We start from the raw sequence: 25,711 nt of genomic DNA, 5'->3' as shown, positions 1-25,711 counted from the left end.
ATGAGCGTGCGGGTCCGCATGCACGGACCCGCCGGTGGCTTTGTTGCTTCTTACTCAGAAACGGGACGACATGAACGGGCCGGGAGATACGTTGGACTCGCTGAAGCTTGGAATCACCAAGCGCTATGGCAACAAGACCGTGCTGGACAACCTTGAACTCGATATCCGAAAGGGCGAGTTCGTCACCTTCCTCGGACCGAGTGGATGCGGAAAGTCGACGGCCTTGTCGATCGTCGCTGGCCTGATTGCGGCGACCGAGGGCGAGATCAGGCTCAATGGAGCGCGGGTCGATCATCTGCCGCCCGAGAAGCGCGCATTCGGAATGGTGTTCCAGAATTACGCGCTGTTTCCTCACATGACGGTCTTCGACAACGTTTCGTTCGGGCTCTCCTTGAAGCCATTGTCCAAGGAGGAGATCAAGAAGCGCACCGATGCGATGCTCAAACTGGTGCAATTGACCGGCTATGAGGAGCGCTATCCGGGCCAGCTCTCCGGCGGTCAGCAGCAACGCGTTGCGATTGCGCGGGCCCTCGTGTTGCATCCGCGCCTGATGCTGTTCGACGAGCCGCTTTCGAACCTCGACGCGAAGCTGAGAGTCGAGATGCGGGCGGAGATCAAGCAGATCCACGCCGCGCTGGGGCTGACGTCGATCTACGTGACTCACGACCAGGCCGAAGCACTGTCGCTGTCGGACAGGATAGTGGTGCTGCGCAATGGCGTCCTGATGCAGTCGGGTACCCCACAGGAAATCCACGACCGGCCCAAGAATGTCTTCGTGGCGGACTTCATGGGTTTCCGGAATTTCTTCAAGGTCAGGATCGCGTCGGTGTCGGACGGGATCGCTGAGGGCATTGGTGATGGAATCCGCATTCGGGCACGGGCAGGGGCCGACGTGCGAGCGGATGTAGATATGGTCATGGCGATCCGCCCGGACGATATCCGGGCGGGCGGTGAGGTGGTTTCCGGTGCCGAAGATGTTAGTGGCCGTGTCGAAGTGGTCGAGTATCTCGGTCGGGAACAGGAAGCCGCCATACGCATCAATGACAATACGCGAGTGTGGTTACGCACCGCCGAGGCGATACGAACCGCCGACACGATTGGCCTTCAGTTTCCGATCGACAAGGTCGTCTTGCTTCCTGTGGAATAGGCGAGAAAATGATGCGCGCCGTAGCCAACGATGAGAAGAGCGAATTCGACGCGCTGGCGTTCTTCTGTTTGCTGCCGTCGTTGCTCTACGTTCTCTGCATGTTCGTCTATCCGTTTCTGTATGGTGTCTATCTCAGCCTTCAGCCGCAAAAGGTCGGCGGCTTCAGCCTCGCGAACTATCTCACCTTCTTCAGTGATCCCTATCAGTATGGTACGATCTGGATCACCTTCAGTCTGGCGATCCCCACCACGATCGTTGTTCTTCTGCTCGCTCTTTGGCTGGCTTACGGCATGCGCCGGGGCATTTTCATGGAGCGCACCGTGACGACGATCCTGATCATGCCTATTTCGCTTGGCGTGATCCTGCTGTCGGAAGGTATCTTGGGTTTCTATGGTTCGCAGGGTTGGTTCAATCAGGTCCTTCTCGGATTAGGGCTTATCAAAGAGCCGTTCATTCTGACCCATAACTACGCTGGCGTCATGCTGGCGCTGTTCATGCAGCAGTTCCCATTCTGCTTCCTGATGCTGCTGGGATACATATCCGGCATCGATCCCAGCCTTGAACGCTCGGCGCGGATGCTTGGTGCGACACCTTCGATTGTCTTCCGACGCGTAATGCTGCCGCTCATCGCGCCCGGTCTTGCCATCGCATTCGCACTGGTGTTCGTCATGAGCTTCGCGGTCTTTCCGTCCGCCATCATGCTCGGGCAGCCGGCGGGTACCACGCGCACGATCTCTATTGCGGCCTATCAGAAGGCCTTCGAACAATATGACATGTCGGCTGCTTCCGCGATCGCGGTGGTTATGGGCTTGTGTCAGCTGGCAGCGCTGCTGGTCATCATCCTGTTCCGTCGCCGGTTGTCGCCAGCTGCGACGATGGGCGTCGGAAAGAGATAGGGCTGCACAATGCGAACCAGAATGTGGAAGCTCTCGCTCTATCTGTTCATTGTGGGTTTCATCCTCAACATGCTTGGGATCGTGTCGCATGTTGTCGTGAGCTCGTTCGCCAAGCGTTGGTTCGGCGGCCTGCTGCCGCCGGCCTATACGACGGACTGGTTCGCTTATGCGTGGAAGAATTTCGATCTGGGGCAGGTGTTAGGTGTCACGCTGCTAATCGTAGTCGTTGTCGTCTTCCTTGCATTGGCCATTGGATTTCCGGCCGCTTACATTCTTGCGCGACGAAATTTCCGATTCAAATCGGTCATTCTGCTGCTGTATTTTCTGCCGCTGGTCATCCCACAGATGACTTACGGGATTCCGCTGGCGACCACTCTTTACCGATACGGGGTCGGCGGATCCGTCGTCGGCGTGATTCTGGCGGTCCTCGTGCCGATGGTCCCGTTGGCCGTCTTCGTGTTGATGCCATTTTTCGAGCAGATTAGCGTCAATCTGGAATGGAGCGGGTCAATGCTTGGCGCAAGCCGGGCTCAGATTTTCAGGCGGATTCTGTTTCCCCTGATGGTACCGGGAATACTGACCGCCGGCGTTCTTGTGCTGGTCAATACGATATCGAATTTCGAGCTCGCATTTCTCCTCGGCGGCGGTGGATCGCAGACGCTCGTCGTCGCGTTATTCTACAATATGTTTGCCGGTGGTGTTCGCCCCGTCTATTCCATCGATGCCATGGCCGTGATCTACATGGTGATGGTCATGACGCTGCTTCTCATCGCATTGCGGTTCGTGCGCCCGACGCAGATGGTGTTCAAGCTCGACAAGTAAATTCATGTTTGAGGCTGCGCGTGCCTAGTCATCGCCAAGGTTGGCTCATGGCGCAAGGCGGACAGGAACCACCTGCCGAAGCATGGAGTTGGACCTAGTAACTGGCATCGACTTTTGTCGCGATCTTGAACCTGCCGATCGAGGCGTGCAGATGTATGGAACGTTGAACAGTCCGATGACGAGCAGCCGGTTGAGTTCTCGTTCGCATATTGGTTCATGGGCATCAGCACGGTCCTACGAGCGCCTGTTTCCAAATTGAATTTCGTGACTTTGCGGATACGTTGTACTTTGCGCCACACCGGATTGGAACTTCATCCATCAACCGACGGGGTAACGGTGCAGATCATCTTCGCGCCGATCACTTTGACCGCTGATGCGCCTGGTCAGACTCCGACTGGTGATCGGAAGCTGCTGTCGGTTGTTTCAGCGCTGAGATGGATTCAGCGCTACGTTGGAGCTGAAACCCGCGCGTCCCCTCAATGGGTTGACGTCGTCAGCAGGCTAGCTGCTGCGAGCGAAGATCCGGTCAGCACTGTTGACGCTAGGAATGCACTTCACGATGCAATGGTTGCCTATGGTTGGGCCAAGCGGAGCATCCATTGATTTCGTTTTGGCAAGGGAGCGCGCGTGTTAGCCGCCGACATAGATATTGCCAGTATGACGGATTCAATCCGGCGCTGGGAGCGGCTGATGCGGAAAATCGATCGCTTCTGTTGCGATTCATTTACCTGAGCGCCGCGGCGCTTCGGGAAATGTTTTCCGCCAGGGTCTGAAGTCTTGGTAAAAAGGTTTTGAGCAACTCACGTCGATCAATTGCAGAGATAAAATAAGTCATTCCTACTGTCGCAAGCACCTTTGTCTCCACTCATGAACAAACCGGTTCATTCCCTCGCCAGCGATGTTCGACGCCGTGGCGTGATCTCGAGTGGTGGAATCGCCGAATTCCCTCCCTACATATGCAGTCCTAGATGCCGCGTCCGCGGCGGTTTGGCATTGTTTCCCGCCGAGAGATAATCGTTCCTCTATGACCCCACCTAATGTCCTTCGCGACTTCGTCGATCGCCATCAACGCCTGTTTGTCCTGACCGGCGCTGGCTGCAGCACCAATTCGGGCATTCCCGACTATCGCGACACTGACGGCAACTGGAAGCGCACGCAGCCTGTGACCTTTCAGGCCTTCATGGGCGAGGAACTGACGCGGCAGCGCTATTGGGCGCGCAGTCTCATTGGCTGGCGTCGGTTCGGCCTGGCGCGGCCGAACGATGCGCATCATGCGCTGGCGCGGCTCGAACAGATCGGCAAATGCGAAGTTCTGCTGACCCAGAATGTCGACCGGCTGCATCAGGCCGCTGGCAGCAAGAAGGTCATTGACCTTCACGGCCGGCTCGATCTCGTGCGCTGCATGGGATGTGAACGCCGGATCCAGCGCGATGAATTCCAGCACGAGATGGGCCGCTTGAACACAGGTTGGCTGGATCTCGACGCGGCTGTTGCGCCCGATGGCGATGCCGATCTGGAGGGAGTCGATTTCGCGTCCTTTGTCGTGCCGGCCTGCGAGATCTGCGGCGGCGTCCTCAAGCCGGATGTCGTGTTCTTCGGCGAGAACGTGCCGCGCGACTTCGTCGATGCCGCGCTTGGTCATCTGCAGAAAGCCGACGCCATGCTGATCGCCGGTTCGTCTTTGATGGTCTATTCCGGCTTTCGCTTCGTTCAGGCGGCTATGCGGGCGGAGATTCCCATCGCCGCGGTCAATCTCGGCCGCACGCGCGCCGACGAGTTTCTCAGCTTCAAAGTCGAAGATCGCTGCGAGGACGCGCTCGCATTTCTGCTTCAGCGGGCGGATGCGCCCTAACGGCGCAAGCCTCGGCTCAGGCTGCCAGATCCCACAGTCGCGGACAGCCGCGCAGAACCACGGCGCGGCCCATCGGCGTGAGCGCCGGGTGAGTGTCCGATAGCGCAACCAGTCCCATCGCAACCAGCTGATCGAGCACGTAACGGTTCAGCTTGGCCGGTGGCAGGATCGCTGGGCGAAGCATCCGCAATGTGTCCCACTGGTTTTCGGTGAGCTGATATTCGGTCTCGGTCGACATGGTGTCCTGCTTGGATGAATCAGTGCATTCAGTGCGCATGGCTTACGGAACCCGCATGACCTTGATGCGACATGGCGGGGGCGAAATCTGGAAATCACCGGATTGTTGGATGACGCCAAAACGCTGCTTTTGCGCAGCTGTCACATGGACGTGCAACAGAACGCGCGAACACATGCGCGAATCACGGCGTGCCCAGACCTAATGAAAAGTAGAACAATGTGCCACCCGCATTGAAAAATATCATGCAGCTGATGCGTACGCGCCTCAGCTGGAGGTGGCTTGGCGCGCTCCTTAGCATAGCAATTGCTACGATTGCGTTTATGGCGCTGTCCAAGGCGCTCAAGGGCGTGGATTTCGCCCACGTGCTGTCTGCCATGCACATGGTACCGCCAGGCAGCATCGCGCTGGCGCTGGTGCTGGTGGCGATCTCCTATGGCAGCCTGACGCTGTATGACTGGCTGGCGCTGCAGATGATCGGGCGAGGGGACATTCCCTTCAGGATTGCAGCGCTGGCCAATTTCACCAGCTATCCGATTTCGCACGGAACCGGCGCCGTGCTGTTGGTGTCATCGGCGGTGCGTTACCGGATCTATGCACCGCATGGCATCGGCCCCGCCGGCGTCGCCCGCATCTGCTTCCTGACCGGACTCACCTTCTGGCTCGGCAATCTCACCGCGCTGGCGCTCAGCACCTTGCGCGATCCAGGCGCCATCAGCCGGATCGATCAGCTCTCGCCCGAGATCAACCGCTTCATAGCGATGGCAGTTCTCGTCGGCATCGTCGCGTATGTCGGCTGGACATGGAACGGTATCCGGACGCTCGGTGGCCGCAACTGGTCGGTGCCGGTGCCGAGCGGGCGCAACGTGTTCTTCCAGATCGGGATCGGGCTCGTCGATCTCGGGGCGGCAGCTCTGGCGATGTATGTGCTGATCCCCGTGACGATGGATGTCGGCGTCGCGCAGGTGATCGTCGTCTTCATCGCCGCCACGCTGCTCGGCTTCGCCAGCCATGCGCCCGCCGGCATCGGCGTGTTCGATGCGACGATCCTGGTCGGGCTCGGCGGCGAACATACCGAACAGCTACTAGCTGTACTGCTGCTGTTCCGGCTGTTCTATCACCTGATTCCGTTCGTGCTGTCGCTGACGCTGTTCGGCGCCGTTGAAGCCTACCGGAATGTGAACAGGCGCAAGCTCGCCTGAATTACTTCAGCAGTGTCAGCACCGCCGATTGCGCATAGCCGCGGAACGGACGATTGAAGTCGAGATTGGCGTGGTGACGCTCGGCGAGTGCCTTCAGCACATCGAGAAGCTCGCGGCGCGGCGTCACGTCGAACAGCGTCAGCCAGCGCAACAGCAGCTTGCTCGCGATCTTTGGCAACCGCTCCTGATGTCCGAAATCGACGATATGCAGTTGGCCGCCGGGCTTGAGCTGCGACACGGCGTGATCGAGCACATCCTGCCAGCTCGGGATCATCGAGAGGCTGTAGGAAATCATGACGTGATCGAATGACGGAACAGCAAAGATGCGTGCCGGATCGAAATTCGTCGCATCGCCGTGGGCGACACGGACGGTATCCGTGAGCTCGTTGCGGGCAATGGAAGCGATGGCCGTGGTCAGCATCTCGGTCGAAATATCGATGCCGTAGAATACCGCTTGTGGATATCTGCGGGCAGCCTGAACCAGATTGCGGCCGGTACCGCAGCCGATCTCCAGCACCGTCGCGTCCGGCGCGGGTGTCAGTTCGGCGATGAGCTGATCACGGCCGAGAAGATAGTACCGGCGCGTTGCGTCATAGATGAAGCGCTGCCAGCGATACATCCGGTTCATGCGATGCGTGGCTTCGTTCGACCATGCGGGCTGACCGCCGTCTTCGTATTCGGAGACAATCGTCATGGCGCACCTCGTCGCATCCGGATGAGCGATCCATTTCATCGCAACACGACAGCGGTGTGACAGTGGTTTCGTCGCGGGAATCGGCCGAAATTTAGAATGACTGTCGCAAAACCGCAGTCTGCGCTTGATAAAAATTTCAGATTGTCGATTCGAAGGGTCCAAGAAACCGATGAATACGCATCTGATCGCCGACGCCGTTCGCAATAGCCGTGGTCGCGAGGAAACGACGATCTGGGACAGGCTGTTTGCCTTCTGGTTCCGTCGGCTGGTCTACACCCAGATCTGGGAAGATCCCGAAGCGGACATGGCGGCGCTGAAACTGGCGCCCGGTTCGACGATTGTCACCATCTCCAGCGGCGGCTGCAACGCGCTGTCCTATCTGTCGGCGAAGCCCGAGCATGTCTATGCGGTCGATCTGAATGAAGCGCATCTGTCGCTGCTGAAGCTGAAGCTCGCAGGCCTGCGAGCACTGCCGAACTATCAGGACTTCTGGAAATTCTTCGGCGAAGGCGCCTCGGATACCAATGTCGGCCTGTATCGCGAGCGGCTGCGCCCGCTGCTCGATGCCGAAGCGCGCGGCTATTGGGACGAGCGCGATATCCAGGGCCGCCCGCGCTACGGTTACTTCAGTGACGGCTTCTATCGCCACGGCGCGCTCGGCCGCTTCATCGGCTTCGCGCATACGCTGGCGAAACTTGCCCGCATCGATCTCAAGGCGTTGTTGCATGAGGACAAGCAGTCCCCGGCGCGCAAGCGTGCGCTGGAACGACTGCACTGGCTGTTCCACTCCCGGCTCGCTCGTATGATGACGAAGACGCCAGCGCTGTTGTTCAGCCTCGGCATCCCGCCGCAGCAGCGCACATTGCTGGGCGGCAATCAGCCGCTCAACGAAGTGCTGCATCAGCGTCTGCTCGCTCTGATCGACGTGCATCCGAACGCCAACAACTATTTTGCCTGGCAGGCGCTGAGCCGCAGCTATGTCGGCCCCGGTGACAAGTGCTTGCCGCTCTATCTGCAGCAGAGCCGTTACGCGGACACCGCCAGCCGCGCTGCTCTGGTCACGCCGGTGCATGCCAATCTGCGCGTGTTCCTGGAGAGCCTTCCAGCCCGCCAGATCGACGCGGTCGTGCTGCTGGATTCGCAAGACTGGATGGCGTCGGATGAAATCCGTGCGCTGTGGGACGCGATCGACCGCGCCGGCAAGGATGGCATCCGGGTGATCTTCCGCACCGCCGGTGCCGAGTCGCCGCTGGACGATCCTGAACATGCATCGCTGCGTGAGACGTGGCAGCGCGATGAGGCGCGCAGTGCCGAAGGTCTGGCTGCGGATCGTTCGGGCATCTATGGCGGGTTTCATCTGTATACGCGGAAGGCGTAAGGCGTTGCTGTCTTAACCTCTCCCCGCTTGCGGGGAGAGGTCGACTGTAACGCGCGTAGCGCGTGGAAGTCGGGTGAGGGGGCGGTGTTTTACTCGCTGGCTCCCCCTCACCCGAAGCCTCGCTGGCGCTCGGCTCCGACCTCTCCCCGCAAGCGGGGAGAGGTAAGAAGCGAGCACGTGAACGTCACACCCCCAGATAAATCTGCTGGATATACTTGTCGCCAGCAATCTCCGCAGACGTCCCCTCACGGATCGTCCGTCCATGCTCCAGCACATAGACGCGATCCGCGATCCGCAGCGTTGATGTAGCGTCCTGTTCGACGATCAGGATCGCGGTGCCGTCTCTCCGGATTTGCTGGATCGAGTCGAAGATCAGCCCCTTCAGCCGCGGCGCGATGCCGACGGACGGCTCATCCAAAAGCAATAGCTCGGGCCGGCCCATCAGCGCGCGGCCGATGGCTACCATCTGCTGTTCGCCGCCGGACAATGTGCTGGACTGTTGCCATTGCCGTTCGCGCAGCACCGGGAATAGCGTGAAGACGCGCTCCAGGTCCTTCTCGACGTCCGCGTTGTTCTTGCGCAGGTAAGCGCCGAGCTGCAGGTTCTTCAGCACCGACAATTCCGAGAACAGTTTTCGCCCCTCGGGACAGTGGCAGATGCCCTTGGCAACGACGTTATATGGCTCGATCGGATGCAAGGACGCATCCTTGAAATTCAGTGTGCCTTGCGATGCGATCGAGCGCGAGATCGCTTTCAGCAGCGTGGTCTTGCCGGCGCCATTGGGGCCGAGCACGCCGATGAGTTCGCCTTTCTCGACCCTGATAGAGACGGATTCGATCGCCAGCGCCTTGCCATAGCTGACCTTGAGATCGGCGACTTCAAGCAGAGGCATGGGCTTCCTCCGTCTTGCCGATATAGGCTTCGATCACCTTCTCGTTCTTCACGATTTCTTCCGGTGGGCCGACGGCGATGATCTCGCCGAAATTCATCGCGATCACGCGCGATACCAATGCCATGAACTCGCGCAGCTTGTGTTCGATCAGCAAAATAGTGAGGTTCTCCTCGCGATGCAGCCTGCGGATCAACTGTGCCAGTTGTTCGATCTCGCTGCTGCCAAGCCCTGCGAAGGGTTCGTCGAGCAGCAGCAGGTCGGGGCGGGTCGCCAGTGCACGCGCGATCTCGAGCCGTCGCAGGTCGCCGTATGGCAGCGTCTCCACCGGTTCCTTGTCACGACCGCCGAGGCCGACCTGTCCCAGCAGATAGCTGGCGCGCGCCTCCTTGTCCTTGTCCTCGCTGGCGCGCGGCGACATGCAGGCCACCAGCACGTTCTCCAATAGGTTCATGCCGACAAAGGGACGCGTGAGCTGGAAGGTGCGCGCCATGCCGCGATTGACCACCTTGTAGGGGGCGAGTTCGCGCACCAGTTCGCCGTTGAAGTGAATAGTGCCGGTGGTCGGCTGCATGAAGCCGGTGAGGATGTTGAACAGTGTGGTCTTGCCGGCGCCGTTGGGGCCGAGAATGCCGGTGAACTCGCCTTTCTTCAGCGTGAAGCTCGCGTTCTTGACGGCGGTGAGGCCGCCGAAGCGCTTGGTCACGCCGTTGACTTCGAGCAGGTCAGTCATCGCAGGCGCTCCGTCAGCCGGCGCCAGAGCGGCGCGATCAGTCCATTGGGCAGGAAGAACAGGATCAGCATCAGGGTCAGCGTGTAGATCCACAGCCGGTATTCGCCGAAGCCGCGCAGCATCTCGGTGAGCAACGTCAGCAGGATCGCGGCGATGGCGGCGCCATAGATCGAGCCGATGCCGCCAACATAGACCATGATGATGACCGTGATCGACACAACGACCGAGAACAGCGGCGGCGACACCTGCAGCTGGTAATGCGCATAGAGCGCGCCCCCCAGACCGGCAAAGCCGGCTGAGATCATCAGCGACACGATCTTGTAGAAGGTGACGTTGATGCCGGCGGCCTGACAGGTCGCCTCGTCGCCGCGGATGGCGCGCAGCAGGAGCCCCCAATGCGATCGGGCCAGCAGTGTCAGTACGATCACGGTGACTGCGAGAATCGCCAGCACGAACCAGTAGTAATGCAGCGGGTTTTTCATCAAGGGATCGAGGCCGTAGATGCCTTCCTCGCCGCCGGTGTATTCCCAGAAGATCAGACACAGCCGCTGCAGGATCGCCGAGGCGGACAGCATCGCCAGCGCGAAATAAGGCCCACGCAGCCGCAATGTCGGGAAGCCGACCAGCAGGCTGAAAGCGATGGCGATCACCACGCCGAGCGGCAGGCTGACCCACGGATTTGTCGACCAGATCGAGGACAGGAAGCCCGCGGTATAGGCGCCAGCGCCGATGAACAGCGAATGGCCGAAATTCTCGCGCCCGGTGAGGCCGGACATGAAGTCCCAGCTCGATGCCCAGATGCCGTAGATCACGCAGACCGTGAGCACGCCGGTGAGATAGTTGCTGGCAGCGAACATGGGCAGCAGCGCGAGAAAGGCGACGACGAGGATTCCGCCTGCGATGTCGATGGGGGCGATGCGTTTCATGTCAGAATGCTGCCCGTCGCCCGAGGAGTCCTGACGGACGTATCATCAGCGTGACGACGACCGCGACCAGCGACACCAGCTCCGTCCATGATGTTGAAATCAGATAGGCGACGATGGTCTCGGAATAGCCGAGGATCAGCGACGCGATGATGCTGCCGGGGATCGAGCCGAGGCCGCCGACGATGACGATGGCGAAGGCCTTGACCATGGGCAGCAGGCCCATGGTCGGCTGTACCGTGAGGAACGGCGACACCAGCACGCCGGCAAGCGCCGCGGTGCCGGCGGAGATCGCCATCACGATGGAGAAAATGCGGTTGGTCGGGATGCCCATATATTGCGCTGCTTCCGGATCCTGCGATACCGCGAGGATGGCCGCGCCGAGGCGCGTGCGCTGAATGAACAGCCAGAGGCCGAGCAGCACGAGGACACCGGCGACAAGGGCGAGCAGGCGCTGGCCGGAGATATCGACGCCGCCGATCGAGAGCTTGTCAGCCACGAAGGAAGGCACGTTGCGATATTCGGAGCCGAAAGTGATGAACAGCGCCTGTTCGACCGCGAGCGAGACGGCGAGGGTGATCATCAGCACGGCGAGCTGAGACGAGCGCAACGGACGCACCAGAAAACGCTCCATCACCACGCCGAAGCCTGCGACGATCAATACCGCCAGCGGAGCTGCGATGAAGAGCGGAACGCCGAGCAGCGAGGTGAGGACATAGGCCGCATAGGCGCCGAGTGCGTAGAACGAGCCATGGGCGAGATTGAGGATGCGGGCGACGCCGAAGATCAGGGTGAAACCAACGGCCAGCATCGCATAGATGGCGCTGGAGACCGCGCCGTAGATCAGAATCTGAAGCATGAGAACCCGCTGTTGAAGACCGGACGGCGGAGGGCGAACTTCTTCGGGCTCGCTTCTCCCGTTTTCCGGCCGGCGAGGGATCGCCGGCCGCGCGGTTACGCTGCGGTCAGATGACCGCCATCAACAAATCAGTTGCTCATCCAGGGCGGTGCGATCATCGGGCCGGTAGCGGCTTCCTTCGGCCAGACCACGACGCGGGCGCCGTCCTTCTGCCACTGCACGAACAGCAGGTTCTGCAGTCCCGGGCCGGTCTTCACATCGTGTACTTCGTCGAACACCAGCTTGCCGGCGATGCCGACATGGTCGGTCTTCTCCAGCTCCTTGATGACAGCGTCGGGCTCGATGGAGTTGGCGCGCTTCACGGCATCGGCATAGACATAAACGGCGTCATAGGCGCCGATGCCGGTATAGACGGGCGCGGTGCCGAAGCGCTTCACGAATTCATCCCAGAACGGAATGGTCTTCGGGGTAAGCGGCGCGCGGATGGCGAACATGCCGACGGTTTCGGCATTGGCCTTGCCGCTGACGCGCGTGAAGAAGTCGGCGTCCTGGCTCTTGACGTCGATGCCGCCGATCGGAATCGGTACCTGAGCGTCATGCCACTGCTTGACGAAGATGTCCGAGGAGGCGTGCGACAGGATCACGATCAGATATTGCGCGCCGGAGTTCTTCACCTTGGCGAAGAGCGGTGAGAAATCAGAAGTCGAGGTGTCGAAGAATTCGGCCAGCGTCACGTCGGTGCCGCCGTCGGTGGCGCCTTTTTTCAGGATCGGAACGAGGTCCTGCACCCATTTGGCGTTTTCGCCGACGATGGCGATCTTCCTCAGGCCCATCTCGCCTTTCAGCTTGCCGTTGATGAAGTCGACCAGCGCGCGCGCCTGATGCGCCGCGTTGATGGGGAAGGCGCGGAAGATATATTTGTAGTTCTCATAGTCGGTTTTCACCTTTGCGGTGATGGCAGGTGAAGCAGCACCGACGCCGAGATAGATTGTCTTGGCGCTGGAGATGTGCGGCAGCTGGGCCAGCGTCACGCCTGACGTGTAGCCGCCGATCAGCACGTTGACCTTGTCATCGGCGGTGAGCTTCTTGATTGCAGCAATGCCCTGTTCGGGATTCTCGGTCTCGTCAGCGACAACCATTTCGAGCTTGCGGCCGAGCAACCCGCCCTTGGCATTGATCTCTTCAATGGCCAGCTTCGCGGCGTTCTGGGTGTCGCGGCCGACCTGCAGCTGGACCGACGTCGGAATGCCGATCTTGATCGGCGCTTGCTGGGCAGATGCTGGAGCAGTGGAAGCAAGGGCGCCAGCAACAATCATACTCGCAGCCGCAAGCGGCCTCAGAAATGAGTCCATGGTGTCTCTCCCTAGAGGCATCTGGGTCGTTGCCCGATGCTTTTTTGTGTGATCACAGACTGCCAAGTGCGGCGAGAGCAAGTCAAGGAAGATTGCGCGCAGCAACACTGTGTCGCGGATTAAATTGCGAGCATTCACAACGTGTACTTCTGTTGCGTTGCGATGACGCGCAGGCGCAATGTGCCTTGCAGTTGTAGGCGCGCAGCCGGCTGTGCGAGGCTTGACGCTGATGGATCATCTCGCGGGATGAACATGGAGAGGCCGGAATGGATGAACAGGGCGCAGGCACCGAGTCAACCTTTCAAGCCATTCGCGCCATCGACTACACGGTCATCTTCGTCCGCGACATGGACGCGATGCGGCACTTCTACGAGACGCTGCTCGGCTTTTCGCTGCAGCGCGTGCTGTCGTCCGGCTGGATAGAATTTCGTATCGGCAGCAACACGTTAGCTCTGGCGATGCCAAGCCGCACCGCGTCGGATCATCCGATCCCGGTTGGCAGTGCAGCACTTCAGCTCGCCTTCAAGGTTTCCGTGGCGGAGGTCGATGCGTGTGCCGAGGAATTAGTGCGAAAAGGTATCAGCCTCGTGTCACCGCCGACCGATCAGGTCTTTGGACATCGCACGCTGTTCTTTCGCGATCCCGACGGGAATTTGCTGGAGGTGTTCGCTGATATCTAGGCGTCACCGATGCTCTGCACGTGATCGGACGCACGCAGTCACAGCACGACGCAGGTCGCGTGATCGGTAACGGCTGCGTGTTTGGGTGGTCAGGATTGTCGGCCAAGGGGTGGGACCGCCGACGCAGGTAATAACGGCGGTCCCGTGCCGTGCATTGAAATTCGGGGTTGGAAAGCGACTTCCACACCCCACTGCGCGACGCGATCGACGCTATCCCAGCCGGGTTTTGTCGCAACTTAAACCAAATCTTAACCTAACCGATTAGGCTTACCTGGCCGGCCTTTCGAGCATTTTTAGTAAAGGTGGAGAATAATCTACTCCGCAGCCCGGGCCAGCAGCGTAATGTCGTTGGCATTGGCGCAATAGTTCTCGTAGTTCGCCGCCGCCGTTTTGGCTGCGAGGTCGATCCCGCAGGCCCGCTTGTGCGCGCAACTGGCGCAGGCGTGGCGCATCTCCATCATGTCAGGCGGCCGGATCTTGGCAATGGCGGCCTCGTCAAAACCGAGCGCGCGGAGCATCTGCGGCAATTCCTCCGCACCGTTCACGCCTCTGCGCACGATCGTATCGAGATCGCTTGGCGCAAGGCCAAGCTCATGGGCCATGCGTTTGAACTCGCCGCTGTCGAGCGCACCGAGTTCGTTGAGCTGGCGACGCTGGATCAACCAGTCGCCAATGCGTTCGATGAGATTGCTGACGACGGGATAGGGCTGGACGGATGTCATGGCGGTCTCCGCTGCTGAGAGTGATTGAGCGAAGGGTCTGCGCAGCAGCGCGGAGTCGCATTGCGCTGGATCAATCGGTGGGTGCGGCATGGACGGTTAGTCTTACCGCCAGAAATGCCTGCGCCGCAGGCACTTTCCGGGGAAACTCGAGGCTGGATTCAACGTTATCCATGCTTAACTTAGAGACATTGTTAGTCCAGAAGCCGGGAACCGGCCTCAGGAGGCGTAAATGAGTTGCAAGCGTTTGAGTATGATTGCGGCCAGCGTCAGTCTGCTGGCGTGCGTCGGTGCCGCGCAAGCGGACACATACAAGCCCGGCGAATTCTTGCTGCTCGACCTGCAGAAGGCCGTGCTGTCGCCGAAACTGCTGGGCCCGCCCGCGTCATTCGAGCAGGTGCATATCCAGGCCAAGGCCGATGCGAAGGCGAATGTGAAAGCTGATCCGGCGAAGGGAGCACCGCGTCTTGTGCGCGCGCAGTCTGCGAAGCCGGTGGCACAGCGCGCCGCTGCGCAGAAGAAGGTTGCCCGTCGCAGCAATCCGCTGAACGCCAATGCGGCGGACACGCGGGTGCAGGTCTGGCCGTGCCGCACAGGTGGCATCTGCAGCTGGCAGAAATGAAAAGGCGGCGGATTGCTCCGCCGCCCATTCGGTCTTCAGGCTGACGCCTGAATGATCAGGCCTTGATCTCTTCCACGCCGCACCATTCGGCGATGAACAGCGCCAGCGCCGTCGTCGTCTTCTTCAAGGAGGGCAGGTTGACGCCTTCGTCGAAGCCGTGGACGCCGCGCGAGATGCAGCCGTAGTTCAGCGTCGGCACATTGTCGAACAGCGCATAGACGCGGCTGTCGAGATAGGCCAGCGAGATTTCCGGCTTCGGCTTCTGGCCGAACACCGCTTCATGCGCCGCGGCCAGCGTGGCTTCTGCATCCGAGCCCGGCTTAAGTTCGTAGCCTTCGGCCTGGAAGCCGTTGAAGGTCACCGTCGGCGGGATGTTCGACAGGAACGGATCCTGATGCGCGAAGGCGGCGACGCAGTCGGTGATCTCCTTCTTCGCAGCTTCGGCCGTCTTGCCGGGCAGCAGCGAGATACGGAAGTCCACCTTGCACCATGCCGGGACCGATGAGGCCCAGTCGCCGCCGGCGATCTTGCCGATATTCAGATTGACCGGCTTTTCGATGTTCTTGAAGTGCTCGTGCTGGTCCTTGGTCGCATTCCACTTCGCTTCGAGCTTGCGCAATTCACCGATGATCCGATAGGCGCCGTCGATAGCGTTGGCGCCGGTGCCCATGCGCTGCACGTGTACCGGCACGCCGCGGACCTCGACCTGGAACCAGACCACGCCGATATTGGCGCGGGTGATCGTCTCATGCGACGGCTCCGACACCACCACGGCATCGGCCTTGTAGCCGCGCAGATGCGTCATCAGCGCGCCGTCGCCGGTGGATTCTTCTTCCACCACGGACTGCAGATAGACCGTCGCTGCCGGCTGCAGGCCGAGGCTCTTCAAGGCGTCGAGCGCGAAGATGTTGGAGGCGCAGCCAGCCTTCATGTCGCCGGCGCCGCGGCCCTGCATCCAGTCGCCCTGGATCACGGGGTCGTAAGGCGGCGTGGTCCACATGTCGTGCGGGCCTTCCGGCACCACGTCGACATGACCCTGCATGATTAGCGAGCGGCCTTTTTCCTCGCGCGGATAATGCGTGCCGACCACGATCGGCGCGGTCGAATGCAATTCGTCCCAGGCACCGGCGCCGGGATGATGGCCGAGCGCGGCGCGATCCATCTCGAAGCGCTCCATCTTGTAGCCGCGCGTTTTCATGGCGCGGAACATGAAGTCCTGCATCGTGTGTTCGTTGCCGCGCGTGGAGACGTGGCGCACCATGTCCTGGGTGAACTTCACCTGTGCATCGAAGCCCTTGTCGACGGCGGCGATGATCTTGTCGCGGAGGGCGGGATCGAGAGCCATGTTGTTTTTCCTTTTCTTGTGAGAGGGCTCAGGCGGTCAGCGCGCGCTCGAGCTTTTCCATGCCTTCGTCGAGGATTTCGTCCTGGGCGGTCAGCGGCACCAGCACGCGGATGGTGTTGAAGTTAACGCCGCAGGACAGCAGGATCAGGCCTTCCTCGGTGGCCTTCTGCGTCACCTTCTTGGTCACTTCGGCGTCCGGCGTATCAGAGCCGCGCTCCTTGACGATGTCGAAGGCGATCATGGCGCCGACATTGCGGATGCTGGTGATCGGCACGAGGTCGTTTCGCTGCTGCATCTTCTTCAGGCGCGTGGTGATGCGCTCGCCGATATGGTTGGCGCGCTCCACCAGCTTCTCTTTCTCGAACACGTCGAGCACGGCCATCGCTGCGGCAATCGCCAGCGGGTTGCCGGCATAGGTGCCGCCGAGGCCGCCCGGATCGGCTGCGTCCATGATCTTGGCCTTGCCGATCACGCCCGACAGCGGGAAGCCGCCGGCGAGGCTCTTCGCCACGGTGATGAGGTCGGGCTTCACGTCGTAATGTTCCATCGCGAACATCTTGCCGGTGCGGCCGTAACCGGTCTGCACTTCGTCGGCGATGAAGACGATTCCGTTCTCGTCGCAGATCTTGCGCAGCGCACGCATCAATTCCGGCGGCGCCTGATGGAAGCCGCCTTCGCCCTGCACCGGCTCGATGATGATGGCCGCGACGCGGGCCGGATCGATGTCGGCCTTGAACAGGAAGCTGAGATACTTGAGCGATTCCTCGACCGTGACATCGAGCGGCGCGGCTGGGAACGGCACGTGCCAGACTTCTGGCATGGCGCCGCCAAAGCCCTTCTTGTACGGGAACACCTTGCCCGTCATGGTCATGGTCATGTGGGTGCGACCATGGAAGCCGCCGGTGAAGGCGATCACACCGGCGCGGCCGGTGGATGCGCGGGCCATCTTGATGGCGTTCTCGGTGGCTTCGGCGCCGGTGGTGAAGAATGCGGTCTTGGTGGCGCCGTCGATCGGCGCCAGCTTGTTCAGGCGCTCGGCGAGGGTCACGTAGGATTCATACAACAGCACCTGGAAGCAGGTGTGGGTGAAGTTCTCCATCTGCGCGCGCACGGCGGCCATGATGGTCGGGTGGCAGTGGCCGGTGTTGAGCACGGCGATGCCGCCGGCGAAGTCGACATAGCGCTTGCCTTCGACGTCCCAGACTTCCGCATTCAGCGCGCGCTGCGCCGAGATCGGAGTGGAATGGCCGATGCCGCGGGGAACGGCGGCTTCGCGGCGCGCGAAGATTTCTGCATTGGTCGACATTCGAGTTTGTCCTTCGAGTTTTCTTGGATGTTGTTGGGTGTGGATCAGTGGATGGAGCAGGCTGCTGCGCCGGGCGCTGTAGGCTCCCTCGCCCCGCTCTTGCGGGGAGAGGGGTGGGGTGAGGGGCTCTTGCGATCCGCAAGTGCAGTGCGTGCGATGAGCGCCGTGCCATGCCCCTCACCCGCCGCGAAGACGCGGCGACCTCTCCCCGCGCAGAGCGGGGAGAGGTTAAGAGAGCGCGGCGTGCTGGTGTTCACTCGATAAGTCCAATCACCGCGCGGCTTCGAAACCGGCGAGGGTCGAGGTGAGGTTGGCGCCGAGGATGTCGGAGAGATATCCGCCTTCCTGAACGAGAACGGTGGGCAGGCCCATGCGCGCAACGGCTTCACCGATGCGCTTGAAGCCCGGGGTGGTGACTTTCAGGGCCGCCAGCGGATCGTGCTCGGATGCATCGAGGCCGAGAGCGAGAACCAGAGCCGTCGGTGCAAACGACTTGATGGTCTTCTCGGCGACAGCAAGCGCGTCGATGAAACCGTCATCGCCGGTGCCAAGCGCGAGCGGAATATTGAGATTGGTGCCGAGACCGTTGCCTTCGCCCTTCTCATGGGCATAGCCCCAGACGAAGGGGTAGTAACCGACGGGATCGGCATGGATCGACACCGTCAGCACGTCTGGACGCGCATAGAAGATGCCCTGTGTGCCGTTGCCGTGATGCACGTCGACATCGAGGATCGCGACGCGCTCGTGCTTGGTGCGCAGATGCTCGGCGGCGATGGCCGAATTGTTCATGAAGCAGAAGCCGCCGGCCATGTCGCGATAGGCGTGGTGGCCGGGTGGGCGACACAGCGCGTAGACGGCGTCCTCACCGTCCATCACCATCTGCGCCGCGGTGACGGCGACGTCGGTGGAGGCGCAGGCACCAAGCCAGGTGCCAGGACCGATCGGTGCTGCGGTATCCGCGGTGTGCCAGCCGAGCTTGCCGGTGATGTGGGTGGGATAGCTGCCCGCCACGCGGTTCGGGTGGATATTGGCGATCATTTCCGGGCCGTAATCCGGCAGCTTGATCCATTCCTCCCAGGCGCCTTCGAGGAAGCGCAGATATTCCGGCGAGTGCACGCGGGCGCGTGGGCCCTGGCCGAATTCGGTCGGCGCGACCAGCTTGTGCTTGCCGTCGGCGAGGCCCTTCAGCAGGCGCTCGGCGCGCTCCGGCTGCTCGGTGGTTTTACGGACCTGACCGCGTACCAGAAAGAACTGCGGATCGTGGCTCTTGTGCTTGTCGGAATACACTGCCTTCACGTGGCGGCTCCATTCGTTGAGGAGGGAAGTTCGCGGACCAGCTTGCCGACTTCGCGCCAGGCAGCGCCGATGTGATAGTCGATCCGCGCGGTGATGATATCGGGATGCCCCTGTTCGAGGACTTCGAGCAGCGCCTCATGGGTCTGCGCAATACGGTGCGGATCGTCATAGAGTCGGCCGATCAGGCCGATCGTCATGCGGAGTTCCGAAGCGAGGTCATCGAACAATCGCAACAGGCGCTTGCTGCCGGCGATTTCGCAGATCATGCGGTGAAATTTGTAGTCTTCCTCGATCTGCCGGGCGTGATCGTCGATCGCTGCCGTCTCATGCATGACGTCGATCTGCCGGCGCAGCATGTCGCGATTGGCAGGCGTCATGTTCTTGGAGGCGAGCACGCCGGCATGACATTCGACGCAAATGCGCAGGTCGTAGACCTCGTCGATATCCGTCGCTTCAAGCTTGCGGACAAAGAAGCCACGGCGCGGATGCGAGACCAGCAGGCCCTGTTGCTCGAGCAGCCGTGCAGCCTCGCGGACAGGAGCGCGGCTGACGCCGAGCTCGCGGGCGATGCCGGCTTCGACGACTTTGGCGCCGGGCAGCAACTGCCCCTTGATGATGGCCTGGGTCAGGATGCGTGCGACCTGCCCGACAAGATCGGTGTCGGCGAGGGCGGTCAGACCAACTGGAGGAGACATCAAACGCATGCGGGGGACCCGTTTCTTCCCCTGTACAAGAATTAATCGTCGATTGTCGACAGTTTAATCTTGCGAGCTGCCATGCGATTGTGTTTCCTGCCCGCACCTTAAAAAAAGCCGGGAACCGCGCCTGTGAATATGCATGCAAACCTTACGCCGACCCTCGATGCCGCCAAGCAGGTTCGTATCGATCTTGCTGCGGCCTATCGTCTGATCCATCGCCTCGGCCTCGATGACAGCATTTACACGCATATTTCGGTGCGCGTCCCCGGCACCCAGGACCGCTTCCTGATCAATCCCTATGGCATGCGCTTCGAGGAAGTGACGGCCGGTAACCTCGTCACCGTCGACGTCGACGGTAAAGTTGTCGACGATCCGCTCGGCCTCGGCATCAATCCGGCCGGCTTCACCATTCACAGCGCCGTTCACGCTGCGCGCCACGATGCGCAGTGCGTGCTGCATACGCATACCGTTGCCGGTGTTGCCGTGTCATGCCTGAAGGACGGCCTGCAGCCGCTGAACCAGTGGTCGATGCAGTTCACCGACCGCATCGCCTATCATGACTTCGAAGGCATCGCGCTGGACCTGTCCGAGCGTGAGCGCCTGGTCGCCGATCTCGGCGACAAGATGGTTCTCATCCTGCGCAATCACGGCCTGCTCACCTGCGGCCGCTCGGTCGGTGAGGCCTTCAAGCTGATGTTCAATATGGAGCGCTCCTGCCGCGCGCAGCTCGCGATTCTTTCAACCGGCGCAGAAGTCATTCGCCCGTCCCACGCCATTGCCGCACACACCGCCGGCCAGTATGACCGCGGTTACGACAAGGTGCACGGCACCGAAGGCGGCAAGCCGGACAGCGAGTGGGAGGCCTTCAAGCGCATGCTCGAGCGCACGGACGCCGATTACAAGAATTGATCCGACTTCCGCTACACATCGTCAACTGATCTGGGTTACGTGCCAGCCGGCACTAAGGGGAAAGATATGTTGAAGAAATTTGTATTGGCTTTGGCACTGGCCAGCGTGAGCCCGCTCGTCTTCACGAGCACGATGGCGCTCGCGCAGGAGCCGAAGATGGGCGGCACCATCAATGCGGTGATCCAGCCTGAGCCGCCGGGCCTGATGCTCGCGCTGGTTCAGAACGGCCCGACCCAGATGGTCTCGGGCAACATTTATGAAGGCCTGCTGCGCTACAGCAAGACCCTGGAGCCGCAGCCGGGTCTCGCCGAGAGCTGGACCATCAGCCCGGATGCCAAGACCTACACGTTCAAGCTTAAGCAGGGCGTGACTTGGCATGACGGCAAGCCGTTCACCGCGGCCGACGTGCTGTTCTCCATCGAGACGCTCAAGGTCACCCACGCGCGTGCGCGCAACAACCTCGTGCAGCTCGACAAGGTCGAGGCGCCCGACGATTACACCGTCGTCTTCACGCTGAAGCAGCCCTTTGGCCCCTTCATCGGCATCTTCGAAGTCGGCTCGATGCCGATCATCCCGAAGCACATCTATGAAGGCTCCGACGTCAAGACCAATCCGGCGAACAATACGCCGATCGGTACCGGTCCGTTCATGTTCAAGGAATGGAAGAAGGGCTCGTTCATCCAGCTGGTGAAGAACCCCAACTACCACGTCCAGGGCAAGCCCTATATCGACGGCATCTACTGGCAGATCATTCCGGACGCCGCCGCGCGTTCGGTGGCCTACGAGACCGGCAAGGTCGATGTGCTGCCCGGCGGTTCGATCGAGAACTTCGACGTACCGCGCGTCAGCAAGCTGCCGAACACCTGCGTCACCGGCGACGGCTGGGAGTTCTTCTCGCCAATGGCCTGGATGTGGCTCAACAACCGCACCCCCGTGCTCGCCAACAAGAAGGTTCGTCAGGCGATCATGTATGCGGTGGACCGCGAATTCGCCAGGGACGTGATCTGGAACGGCCTCGGCAAGGTGGCTACCGGCCCGTCCTCGTCGGCGATCAAGTTCTACACCGACAACGTGCAGAAGTACCCGTACGATCCGGCCAAGGCCAAGGCGCTGCTGAAGGAAGCCGGCTACAAGGGCGAGAAGGTCCGCCTGATGCCGCTGCCTTACGGCGAAACCTGGTCGCGTTGGGGTGAAGCTGTGAAGCAGAACCTCGTCGACGTCGGCATGAATATCGAAACCATCGCCACCGACGTGCCTGGTTCGAACCAGAAGAACATGGAGTGGGATTACGATATCTCCTTCACCTATCTCTATCAGTACGGCGATCCGGCGCTCGGCGTTGGCCGCAACTACGTGACGAGCGCAATCGCCAAGGGCCAGCTGTTCAACAACCTCGAGGGCTATTCCAATCCTGAGGTAGACAAGCTGTTCGAAGAGGGCGCCGTCGCCACGCCGGATTCGAAGCGCAAGGAAATCTACGAGAAGGTCCAGAAGATTCTCGTCGAGGATGTGCCTGTTGCCTGGCAGCTTGAACTGCAGTTCCCGACCATCACCAACTGCAAGATCAAGAACCTGATCACGACCGGTATCGGCGTCAATGACGGCTTCCGCGACGCCTGGATCGACAAGTAAGCTTTCAGCCTGATGCCCGTGACGATCCCTCGGATCGTCACGGGTTTTCTTTGTGTACTCTGACTTGAATGCGATGGACCTCTGATGCTGTCATTCGTTGCCCAGAGGATCGTGAAGGGCGTGTTCGTCCTGCTTGCGATCATCGTGATGAACTTCTTCCTGATCCGCCTTGCGCCCGGCGATCCCGCAGCGGTGATGGCCGGCGAGGCCGGCGCCAGCGATGCGCAATTCGTCCAGCAGCTGCGTGAAAAGTTCTCACTGGACAAGCCGCTGCCGGAGCAGCTGTTCATTTACGTGAAGGGTGTCGTCACCCTCGACCTCGGTTTCTCGTTCCGCCAGCAGATGCCGGTTGCGAAGCTGATCGCCGAGCGTCTGCCGGCGACGCTGCTGCTGACGATGACGGCGTTCGGCATATCGCTGTTGCTGGGCATCACATTCGGTACGCTGGCCGCGAGATTTGCGGGGACATGGGCGGACACTGCCATCACTGTCTCGGCGCTGCTGTTCTATGCCACGCCGATCTTCTGGGTCGCGCTGATGTCGATCCTGCTGTTCTCGGTCTATCTCGGCTGGCTGCCGAGCTTCGGCTACGAGACCGTCGGTGGAAACTTTACCGGATGGGCACATGTGAAAGACGTGGCTCTGCATCTGGTGATGCCGGCCATGACCATCGGCCTGTTCTTCATGGCGACCTATACGCGCATGACGCGCGCCTCGATGCTCGAGGTCAAGCGTCTCGATTTCGTCAAGACGGCCCGCGCCAAGGGCCTGCGCGACAATATCATCCAGCGCCGCCACGTGCTGCGCAACGCGCTGCTGCCGGTGGTGACGCTGGCCGGCGTCCACTCCGGTACGCTCGTCGGCGGCGCCGTGCTCACCGAGACGGTGTTTGCATGGCCCGGCATCGGCCGGCTGCTCTATGAGGCGCTCTTGCAACGCGATTATAACCTTCTGCTCGGCGTCTTCGTGGTCTGCTCGGCGATGGTCCTGATCTTCAACCTCGTTACCGACCTCGTTTATCGACTGGTCGATCCACGCATCGAGTTTGCATCATGAAGAAGTTCTGGAAATTGATGCTGCGCAATCCCGGCGGCGTTATCGGTCTGGTCATCATCACGCTTGCGATTTTCGTCGCGCTGTTTGGGCAGATGATCTTCCCGACCTCGCCCTGGCGCATGGTGCAGCGGCCGTTCCTGCCGCCCTTTACCAATCCCATGGTGACCCTCGGCACCGATGCGCTGGGCCGCGACGTGTTCGCCGGCCTGATCTACGGCGCACGCGTTTCGTTGCTCGTCGGTCTCGTTTCGACCACCGTGGCGCTCACCATCGGCGTGCCGCTCGGCGCCATCGCCGGTTATTTCGGCGGCAAGGTCGACGACGCCCTGATGCGCTTCACCGAGTTTTTCCAGACCATTCCGAGCTTCCCGCTGGCCATTGTGCTGGTGGCGATCCTGCAGCCGTCGATCTATTCCATCGTCGGTTCCATCGCCATCGTCTCGTGGCCGCCGGTGGCGCGCCTCGTGCGCGGCGAGGTGTTGTCGCTGCGCACGCGCGAATATGTCCAGGCGGCCATCGTGACCGGCCAGAGCAATACCTGGATCATCTCGCGCGAGATTTTGCCGAATGCGCTGTCGCCGGTGATCGTGCTGGCGTCGCTGATGGTGGCCAATGCGATCCTGCTGGAATCCTCGCTGTCGTTCCTCGGCCTCGGCGATCCCAACCTGATGTCCTGGGGCTATATGGTCGGCGCGGGCCGGACGGTGATCCGTCAAGCCTGGTGGATCACCGTCTTCCCCGGCGTCGCCATCCTGATTTCGGTGCTCGGCATGAACCTGATCGGCGAAGGCCTCAACGATGCGCTCAATCCGCGCCTGGCGAAGGATAGCCGCTGATGACTGCTACCCCCGCCGTTTCCATCAAGAACCTGAAGATTGCTCTGCCGAAGAGCGCCGAACGTCCTTATGCGGTCGACGGCGTGTCCATCGATCTCATTCCCGGTGAGATCGTCTGCGTTGTCGGCGAATCCGGCTCGGGCAAATCCATGTGCGCGCACGCGCTGATGGGTCTGCTGCCGGATACGGTGAAGACCGAGACCGGCGAAGTTCTGTTCGAGGGTCAGAATCTCTTGAAGCTGGACGAAAGCGGTTGGCGCGAAGTGCGCGGCCGCGGCATCGCTATGGTGTTCCAGGAGCCGATGACCGCGCTCAATCCCTTGATGCGGATTGGCGAGCAGATGATGGAAATGTTCGAGGCGCATAATCTTTTGACGCCGAAGGAGCGCCGCGCCAAGGCCCTCAGCCTCGCCAAGGAAGTCGGTCTGCCCGATCCGGAGCGTATCATCCGCGCCTATCCGCACCAGCTCTCCGGCGGCCAGCGCCAGCGCGCCATGATTGCCATGGCGCTTGCGCTTGAGCCGTCGGTGCTCGTCGCCGACGAGCCGACCACTGCGCTCGACGTCACCACGCAGGCGCAGATCCTCAAGCTGATCCGCAATCTGCAGCGCAGCCGCAACATGGCCGTGATGTTCATCACCCACGACTTCGGCGTCGTCGCCGATATCGCCGACCGCGTCGTGGTGTTGCGTCATGGCAAGATCGTCGAGGAAGGCTCAATCGACGCCGTCTTCAGGAATCCGCAGCACGATTATACCAAGGCTCTGCTGGCCGCCGTGCCGTCGATGCACCCGCCGGTGCGCGCGTCGCTGGATGAAAACGCCAAGGCTGTCGAGGTCATCGGCCTCGACAAGACCTATGTGACCTCGGGCGGCTGGTTCAAGCCGGATCGCCGCGTGCAGGCGGCCAATGAAGTCACGTTCTCGATCATGCAGGGCGAGACTGTCGGCCTGGTCGGCGAGTCCGGTTCGGGCAAATCGTCAGTGGCGCGCCTGGTGATGCGGCTGATCGAGGCCGACCGCGGCACCGTGCGCATCGGCGATATCGATCTTACGGCACTCGAAGGCAAGGCGCTGCGCGCGCAGCGCCACCGCATCCAGATGATCTTTCAGGACCCGTTCGCCTCGCTCAATCCGCGCCGCCGGGTTGGCCAGATCATCACCGATGGCCCGATCGCCCGCGGCACCGATCCCAAGGTCGCGATGCAGCGTGCGCGTGATCTGCTCGGGATGGTCGGCCTCGATGCCGGTTCGCTCGACCGCTATCCGCACGAATTTTCCGGTGGCCAGCGCCAGCGTCTCGGCATCGCCCGCGCGCTTGCGATGGATCCGGAGATCATCGTCGCCGACGAAGCCGTCTCCGCGCTCGACGTCTCCGTGCAGGCGCAGGTGCTGAAGCTGCTCGAAGACCTCAAGGCCCGCCTTGGTCTGTCGATGCTCTTCATCACCCACGATCTGCGCGTTGCCGCACAGATCTGCGACCGTATCGCGGTGATGCAGCGCGGCGTCATCGTCGAGCTGAAGCCGACAGCGCAACTGTTTGCGTCGCCGGAACATCCCTACACCCGCGAATTGCTCGGCGCCGTCCCCGGCCAGAGTTCGCCATCCCAGGCCGCCTGACCTTATGCCGA

General features: G+C 61.2%; 25 protein-coding genes. 13 read left to right on the top strand and 12 right to left on the bottom strand.

Features of this window, described 5'->3' with window-relative positions; genetic code table 11:
- The first annotated feature begins 34 nt into the window (after positions 1–34).
- The 4 genes from LPB73_RS21110 (at position 35) to LPB73_RS21095 (ending at position 4,717) form a co-directional block, all read left to right on the top strand.
- The gene (locus tag LPB73_RS21110) at positions 35–1,147 is read left to right on the top strand and encodes an ABC transporter ATP-binding protein (protein ID WP_231078059.1); all 1,113 of its coding nucleotides are present in this window, start codon (positions 35–37) and stop codon (positions 1,145–1,147) included.
- On the top strand, positions 1,057–2,043 hold the full coding sequence (locus LPB73_RS21105) for an ABC transporter permease (RefSeq protein ID WP_231078058.1): 987 nt from the start codon (positions 1,057–1,059) through the stop codon (positions 2,041–2,043). Before LPB73_RS21110 ends, LPB73_RS21105 begins: the two co-directional genes overlap by 91 nt.
- Before the next feature lie 9 nt (positions 2,044–2,052).
- Positions 2,053–2,865 (top strand): ABC transporter permease, encoded by an 813-nt coding sequence (locus LPB73_RS21100; protein WP_068733319.1) that lies wholly within the window; start codon positions 2,053–2,055, stop codon positions 2,863–2,865.
- A gap of 1,024 nt (positions 2,866–3,889) precedes the next feature.
- Positions 3,890–4,717: an NAD-dependent protein deacetylase gene (locus LPB73_RS21095; RefSeq protein ID WP_231078057.1), complete on the top strand. Its 828-nt coding sequence runs from the start codon at positions 3,890–3,892 to the stop codon at positions 4,715–4,717.
- A gap of 16 nt (positions 4,718–4,733) precedes the next feature.
- Here the strand turns inward: LPB73_RS21095 and LPB73_RS21090 are convergent, their stop codons facing one another.
- Positions 4,734–4,955, bottom strand: a complete 222-nt coding sequence (locus tag LPB73_RS21090) for a hypothetical protein (RefSeq protein WP_139285875.1) — start codon at positions 4,953–4,955, stop codon at positions 4,734–4,736.
- A gap of 320 nt (positions 4,956–5,275) precedes the next feature.
- On the opposite strand from LPB73_RS21090, the gene LPB73_RS21085 reads away from it, so the two are divergent.
- Positions 5,276–6,154, top strand: a complete 879-nt coding sequence (locus LPB73_RS21085) for a UPF0104 family protein (protein WP_231078056.1) — start codon at positions 5,276–5,278, stop codon at positions 6,152–6,154.
- Position 6,155: 1 nt separating this feature from the next.
- Here LPB73_RS21085 and LPB73_RS21080 read toward each other — a convergent pair whose 3' ends face one another.
- Positions 6,156–6,848: a class I SAM-dependent methyltransferase gene (locus LPB73_RS21080; RefSeq protein WP_231078055.1), complete on the bottom strand. Its 693-nt coding sequence runs from the start codon at positions 6,846–6,848 to the stop codon at positions 6,156–6,158.
- A 169-nt stretch (positions 6,849–7,017) separates the two neighbouring features.
- Here LPB73_RS21080 and LPB73_RS21075 point away from each other — a divergent pair, with 169 nt between their 5' ends.
- On the top strand, positions 7,018–8,226 hold the full coding sequence (locus tag LPB73_RS21075) for a DUF3419 family protein (RefSeq protein WP_231078054.1): 1,209 nt from the start codon (positions 7,018–7,020) through the stop codon (positions 8,224–8,226).
- 184 nt (positions 8,227–8,410) lie between these two features.
- Here LPB73_RS21075 and LPB73_RS21070 read toward each other — a convergent pair whose 3' ends face one another.
- From LPB73_RS21070 to LPB73_RS21050, 5 genes are all read right to left on the bottom strand, one after another.
- A complete protein-coding gene (locus LPB73_RS21070) occupies positions 8,411–9,118 on the bottom strand; it encodes an ABC transporter ATP-binding protein (protein WP_089262171.1) in 708 nt (235 codons plus the stop codon).
- The gene (locus LPB73_RS21065) at positions 9,105–9,848 is read right to left on the bottom strand and encodes an ABC transporter ATP-binding protein (protein ID WP_120288460.1); all 744 of its coding nucleotides are present in this window, start codon (positions 9,846–9,848) and stop codon (positions 9,105–9,107) included. Before LPB73_RS21065 ends, LPB73_RS21070 begins: the two co-directional genes overlap by 14 nt.
- Positions 9,845–10,774 (bottom strand): branched-chain amino acid ABC transporter permease, encoded by a 930-nt coding sequence (locus tag LPB73_RS21060; RefSeq protein ID WP_120288461.1) that lies wholly within the window; start codon positions 10,772–10,774, stop codon positions 9,845–9,847. The genes LPB73_RS21065 and LPB73_RS21060 overlap by 4 nt, the downstream gene beginning before the upstream one ends.
- Before the next feature lies 1 nt (position 10,775).
- On the bottom strand, positions 10,776–11,630 hold the full coding sequence (locus LPB73_RS21055; RefSeq protein WP_068733337.1) for a branched-chain amino acid ABC transporter permease: 855 nt from the start codon (positions 11,628–11,630) through the stop codon (positions 10,776–10,778).
- A 128-nt stretch (positions 11,631–11,758) separates the two neighbouring features.
- On the bottom strand, positions 11,759–12,982 hold the full coding sequence (locus tag LPB73_RS21050; RefSeq protein ID WP_231078053.1) for an ABC transporter substrate-binding protein: 1,224 nt from the start codon (positions 12,980–12,982) through the stop codon (positions 11,759–11,761).
- Positions 12,983–13,248: 266 nt separating this feature from the next.
- On the opposite strand from LPB73_RS21050, the gene LPB73_RS21045 reads away from it, so the two are divergent.
- Positions 13,249–13,662 (top strand): VOC family protein, encoded by a 414-nt coding sequence (locus LPB73_RS21045; RefSeq protein WP_231078052.1) that lies wholly within the window; start codon positions 13,249–13,251, stop codon positions 13,660–13,662.
- Positions 13,663–13,976: 314 nt separating this feature from the next.
- On the opposite strand, the gene LPB73_RS21040 is transcribed toward LPB73_RS21045, so the two are convergent.
- Positions 13,977–14,384: a hypothetical protein gene (locus LPB73_RS21040; RefSeq protein ID WP_147421601.1), complete on the bottom strand. Its 408-nt coding sequence runs from the start codon at positions 14,382–14,384 to the stop codon at positions 13,977–13,979.
- A gap of 229 nt (positions 14,385–14,613) precedes the next feature.
- Here LPB73_RS21040 and LPB73_RS21035 point away from each other — a divergent pair, with 229 nt between their 5' ends.
- Entirely contained in the window at positions 14,614–15,003 is a 390-nt protein-coding gene (locus LPB73_RS21035; protein WP_231078051.1) for a hypothetical protein, read from the top strand.
- Positions 15,004–15,058: 55 nt separating this feature from the next.
- Here the strand turns inward: LPB73_RS21035 and LPB73_RS21030 are convergent, their stop codons facing one another.
- The 4 genes from LPB73_RS21030 to LPB73_RS21015 all read right to left on the bottom strand — a co-directional run bounded on the left by LPB73_RS21030 (position 15,059) and on the right by LPB73_RS21015 (position 19,645).
- On the bottom strand, positions 15,059–16,348 hold the full coding sequence (locus tag LPB73_RS21030; RefSeq protein WP_089262157.1) for an ArgE/DapE family deacylase: 1,290 nt from the start codon (positions 16,346–16,348) through the stop codon (positions 15,059–15,061).
- A 28-nt stretch (positions 16,349–16,376) separates the two neighbouring features.
- The gene (gene gabT / locus LPB73_RS21025; protein WP_231078050.1) at positions 16,377–17,654 is read right to left on the bottom strand and encodes a 4-aminobutyrate--2-oxoglutarate transaminase; all 1,278 of its coding nucleotides are present in this window, start codon (positions 17,652–17,654) and stop codon (positions 16,377–16,379) included.
- Between the two features lie 270 nt (positions 17,655–17,924).
- Positions 17,925–18,950: a histone deacetylase family protein gene (locus LPB73_RS21020; protein WP_231078049.1), complete on the bottom strand. Its 1,026-nt coding sequence runs from the start codon at positions 18,948–18,950 to the stop codon at positions 17,925–17,927.
- Positions 18,947–19,645 (bottom strand): GntR family transcriptional regulator, encoded by a 699-nt coding sequence (locus LPB73_RS21015; RefSeq protein ID WP_231078048.1) that lies wholly within the window; start codon positions 19,643–19,645, stop codon positions 18,947–18,949. The genes LPB73_RS21020 and LPB73_RS21015 overlap by 4 nt, the downstream gene beginning before the upstream one ends.
- Before the next feature lie 138 nt (positions 19,646–19,783).
- Here LPB73_RS21015 and LPB73_RS21010 point away from each other — a divergent pair, with 138 nt between their 5' ends.
- The 5 genes from LPB73_RS21010 to LPB73_RS20990 all read left to right on the top strand — a co-directional run bounded on the left by LPB73_RS21010 (position 19,784) and on the right by LPB73_RS20990 (position 25,700).
- Entirely contained in the window at positions 19,784–20,557 is a 774-nt protein-coding gene (locus LPB73_RS21010; RefSeq protein ID WP_231081209.1) for a class II aldolase/adducin family protein, read from the top strand.
- Between the two features lie 66 nt (positions 20,558–20,623).
- Positions 20,624–22,189 (top strand): ABC transporter substrate-binding protein, encoded by a 1,566-nt coding sequence (locus tag LPB73_RS21005; protein ID WP_231078047.1) that lies wholly within the window; start codon positions 20,624–20,626, stop codon positions 22,187–22,189.
- Positions 22,190–22,273: 84 nt separating this feature from the next.
- Complete coding sequence (locus LPB73_RS21000; RefSeq protein ID WP_231078046.1) at positions 22,274–23,245, top strand: ABC transporter permease; 972 nt, start codon at positions 22,274–22,276, stop codon at positions 23,243–23,245.
- The gene (locus LPB73_RS20995; protein ID WP_093759485.1) at positions 23,242–24,081 is read left to right on the top strand and encodes an ABC transporter permease; all 840 of its coding nucleotides are present in this window, start codon (positions 23,242–23,244) and stop codon (positions 24,079–24,081) included. The genes LPB73_RS21000 and LPB73_RS20995 overlap by 4 nt, the downstream gene beginning before the upstream one ends.
- Positions 24,081–25,700 carry an ABC transporter ATP-binding protein gene (locus tag LPB73_RS20990; RefSeq protein WP_175368801.1) on the top strand — a complete coding sequence of 540 codons (1,620 nt, stop codon included), beginning with the start codon at positions 24,081–24,083 and terminating at the stop codon, positions 25,698–25,700. The genes LPB73_RS20995 and LPB73_RS20990 overlap by 1 nt, the downstream gene beginning before the upstream one ends.
- Positions 25,701–25,711: the final 11 nt, after the last annotated feature.

This window comes from Tardiphaga sp. 37S4 (assembly GCF_021044645.1).
In the GTDB taxonomy this organism is placed as follows: Bacteria; Pseudomonadota; Alphaproteobacteria; order Rhizobiales; family Xanthobacteraceae; genus Tardiphaga; species Tardiphaga robiniae.
This window is presented reverse-complemented; position numbering and strand designations above follow the sequence as displayed.

Excerpts from the sequence above, each read along its gene's own strand:
- LPB73_RS21040 (WP_147421601.1), bottom strand. The coding sequence starts at position 14,384 with ATGACATCCGTCCAGCCCTATCCCGTCGTCAGCAATCTCATCGAACGC.
- gabT (WP_231078050.1), bottom strand. The coding sequence starts at position 17,654 with ATGTCGACCAATGCAGAAATCTTCGCGCGCCGCGAAGCCGCCGTTCCC.
- LPB73_RS20990 (WP_175368801.1), top strand. The coding sequence starts at position 24,081 with ATGACTGCTACCCCCGCCGTTTCCATCAAGAACCTGAAGATTGCTCTG.
- LPB73_RS21090 (WP_139285875.1), bottom strand. The coding sequence starts at position 4,955 with ATGTCGACCGAGACCGAATATCAGCTCACCGAAAACCAGTGGGACACA.
- LPB73_RS21065 (WP_120288460.1), bottom strand. The coding sequence starts at position 9,848 with ATGACTGACCTGCTCGAAGTCAACGGCGTGACCAAGCGCTTCGGCGGC.
- LPB73_RS21010 (WP_231081209.1), top strand. The coding sequence starts at position 19,784 with ATGCATGCAAACCTTACGCCGACCCTCGATGCCGCCAAGCAGGTTCGT.
- LPB73_RS21030 (WP_089262157.1), bottom strand. The coding sequence starts at position 16,348 with ATGGCTCTCGATCCCGCCCTCCGCGACAAGATCATCGCCGCCGTCGAC.
- LPB73_RS21095 (WP_231078057.1), top strand. The coding sequence starts at position 3,890 with ATGACCCCACCTAATGTCCTTCGCGACTTCGTCGATCGCCATCAACGC.
- LPB73_RS21000 (WP_231078046.1), top strand. The coding sequence starts at position 22,274 with ATGCTGTCATTCGTTGCCCAGAGGATCGTGAAGGGCGTGTTCGTCCTG.
- LPB73_RS21060 (WP_120288461.1), bottom strand. The coding sequence starts at position 10,774 with ATGAAACGCATCGCCCCCATCGACATCGCAGGCGGAATCCTCGTCGTC.
- LPB73_RS21015 (WP_231078048.1), bottom strand. The coding sequence starts at position 19,645 with ATGTCTCCTCCAGTTGGTCTGACCGCCCTCGCCGACACCGATCTTGTC.
- LPB73_RS21075 (WP_231078054.1), top strand. The coding sequence starts at position 7,018 with ATGAATACGCATCTGATCGCCGACGCCGTTCGCAATAGCCGTGGTCGC.
- LPB73_RS21055 (WP_068733337.1), bottom strand. The coding sequence starts at position 11,630 with ATGCTTCAGATTCTGATCTACGGCGCGGTCTCCAGCGCCATCTATGCG.
- LPB73_RS20995 (WP_093759485.1), top strand. The coding sequence starts at position 23,242 with ATGAAGAAGTTCTGGAAATTGATGCTGCGCAATCCCGGCGGCGTTATC.
- LPB73_RS21045 (WP_231078052.1), top strand. The coding sequence starts at position 13,249 with ATGGATGAACAGGGCGCAGGCACCGAGTCAACCTTTCAAGCCATTCGC.
- LPB73_RS21070 (WP_089262171.1), bottom strand. The coding sequence starts at position 9,118 with ATGCCTCTGCTTGAAGTCGCCGATCTCAAGGTCAGCTATGGCAAGGCG.
- LPB73_RS21100 (WP_068733319.1), top strand. The coding sequence starts at position 2,053 with ATGCGAACCAGAATGTGGAAGCTCTCGCTCTATCTGTTCATTGTGGGT.
- LPB73_RS21050 (WP_231078053.1), bottom strand. The coding sequence starts at position 12,982 with ATGGACTCATTTCTGAGGCCGCTTGCGGCTGCGAGTATGATTGTTGCT.
- LPB73_RS21080 (WP_231078055.1), bottom strand. The coding sequence starts at position 6,848 with ATGACGATTGTCTCCGAATACGAAGACGGCGGTCAGCCCGCATGGTCG.
- LPB73_RS21085 (WP_231078056.1), top strand. The coding sequence starts at position 5,276 with ATGGCGCTGTCCAAGGCGCTCAAGGGCGTGGATTTCGCCCACGTGCTG.
- LPB73_RS21005 (WP_231078047.1), top strand. The coding sequence starts at position 20,624 with ATGTTGAAGAAATTTGTATTGGCTTTGGCACTGGCCAGCGTGAGCCCG.
- LPB73_RS21035 (WP_231078051.1), top strand. The coding sequence starts at position 14,614 with ATGAGTTGCAAGCGTTTGAGTATGATTGCGGCCAGCGTCAGTCTGCTG.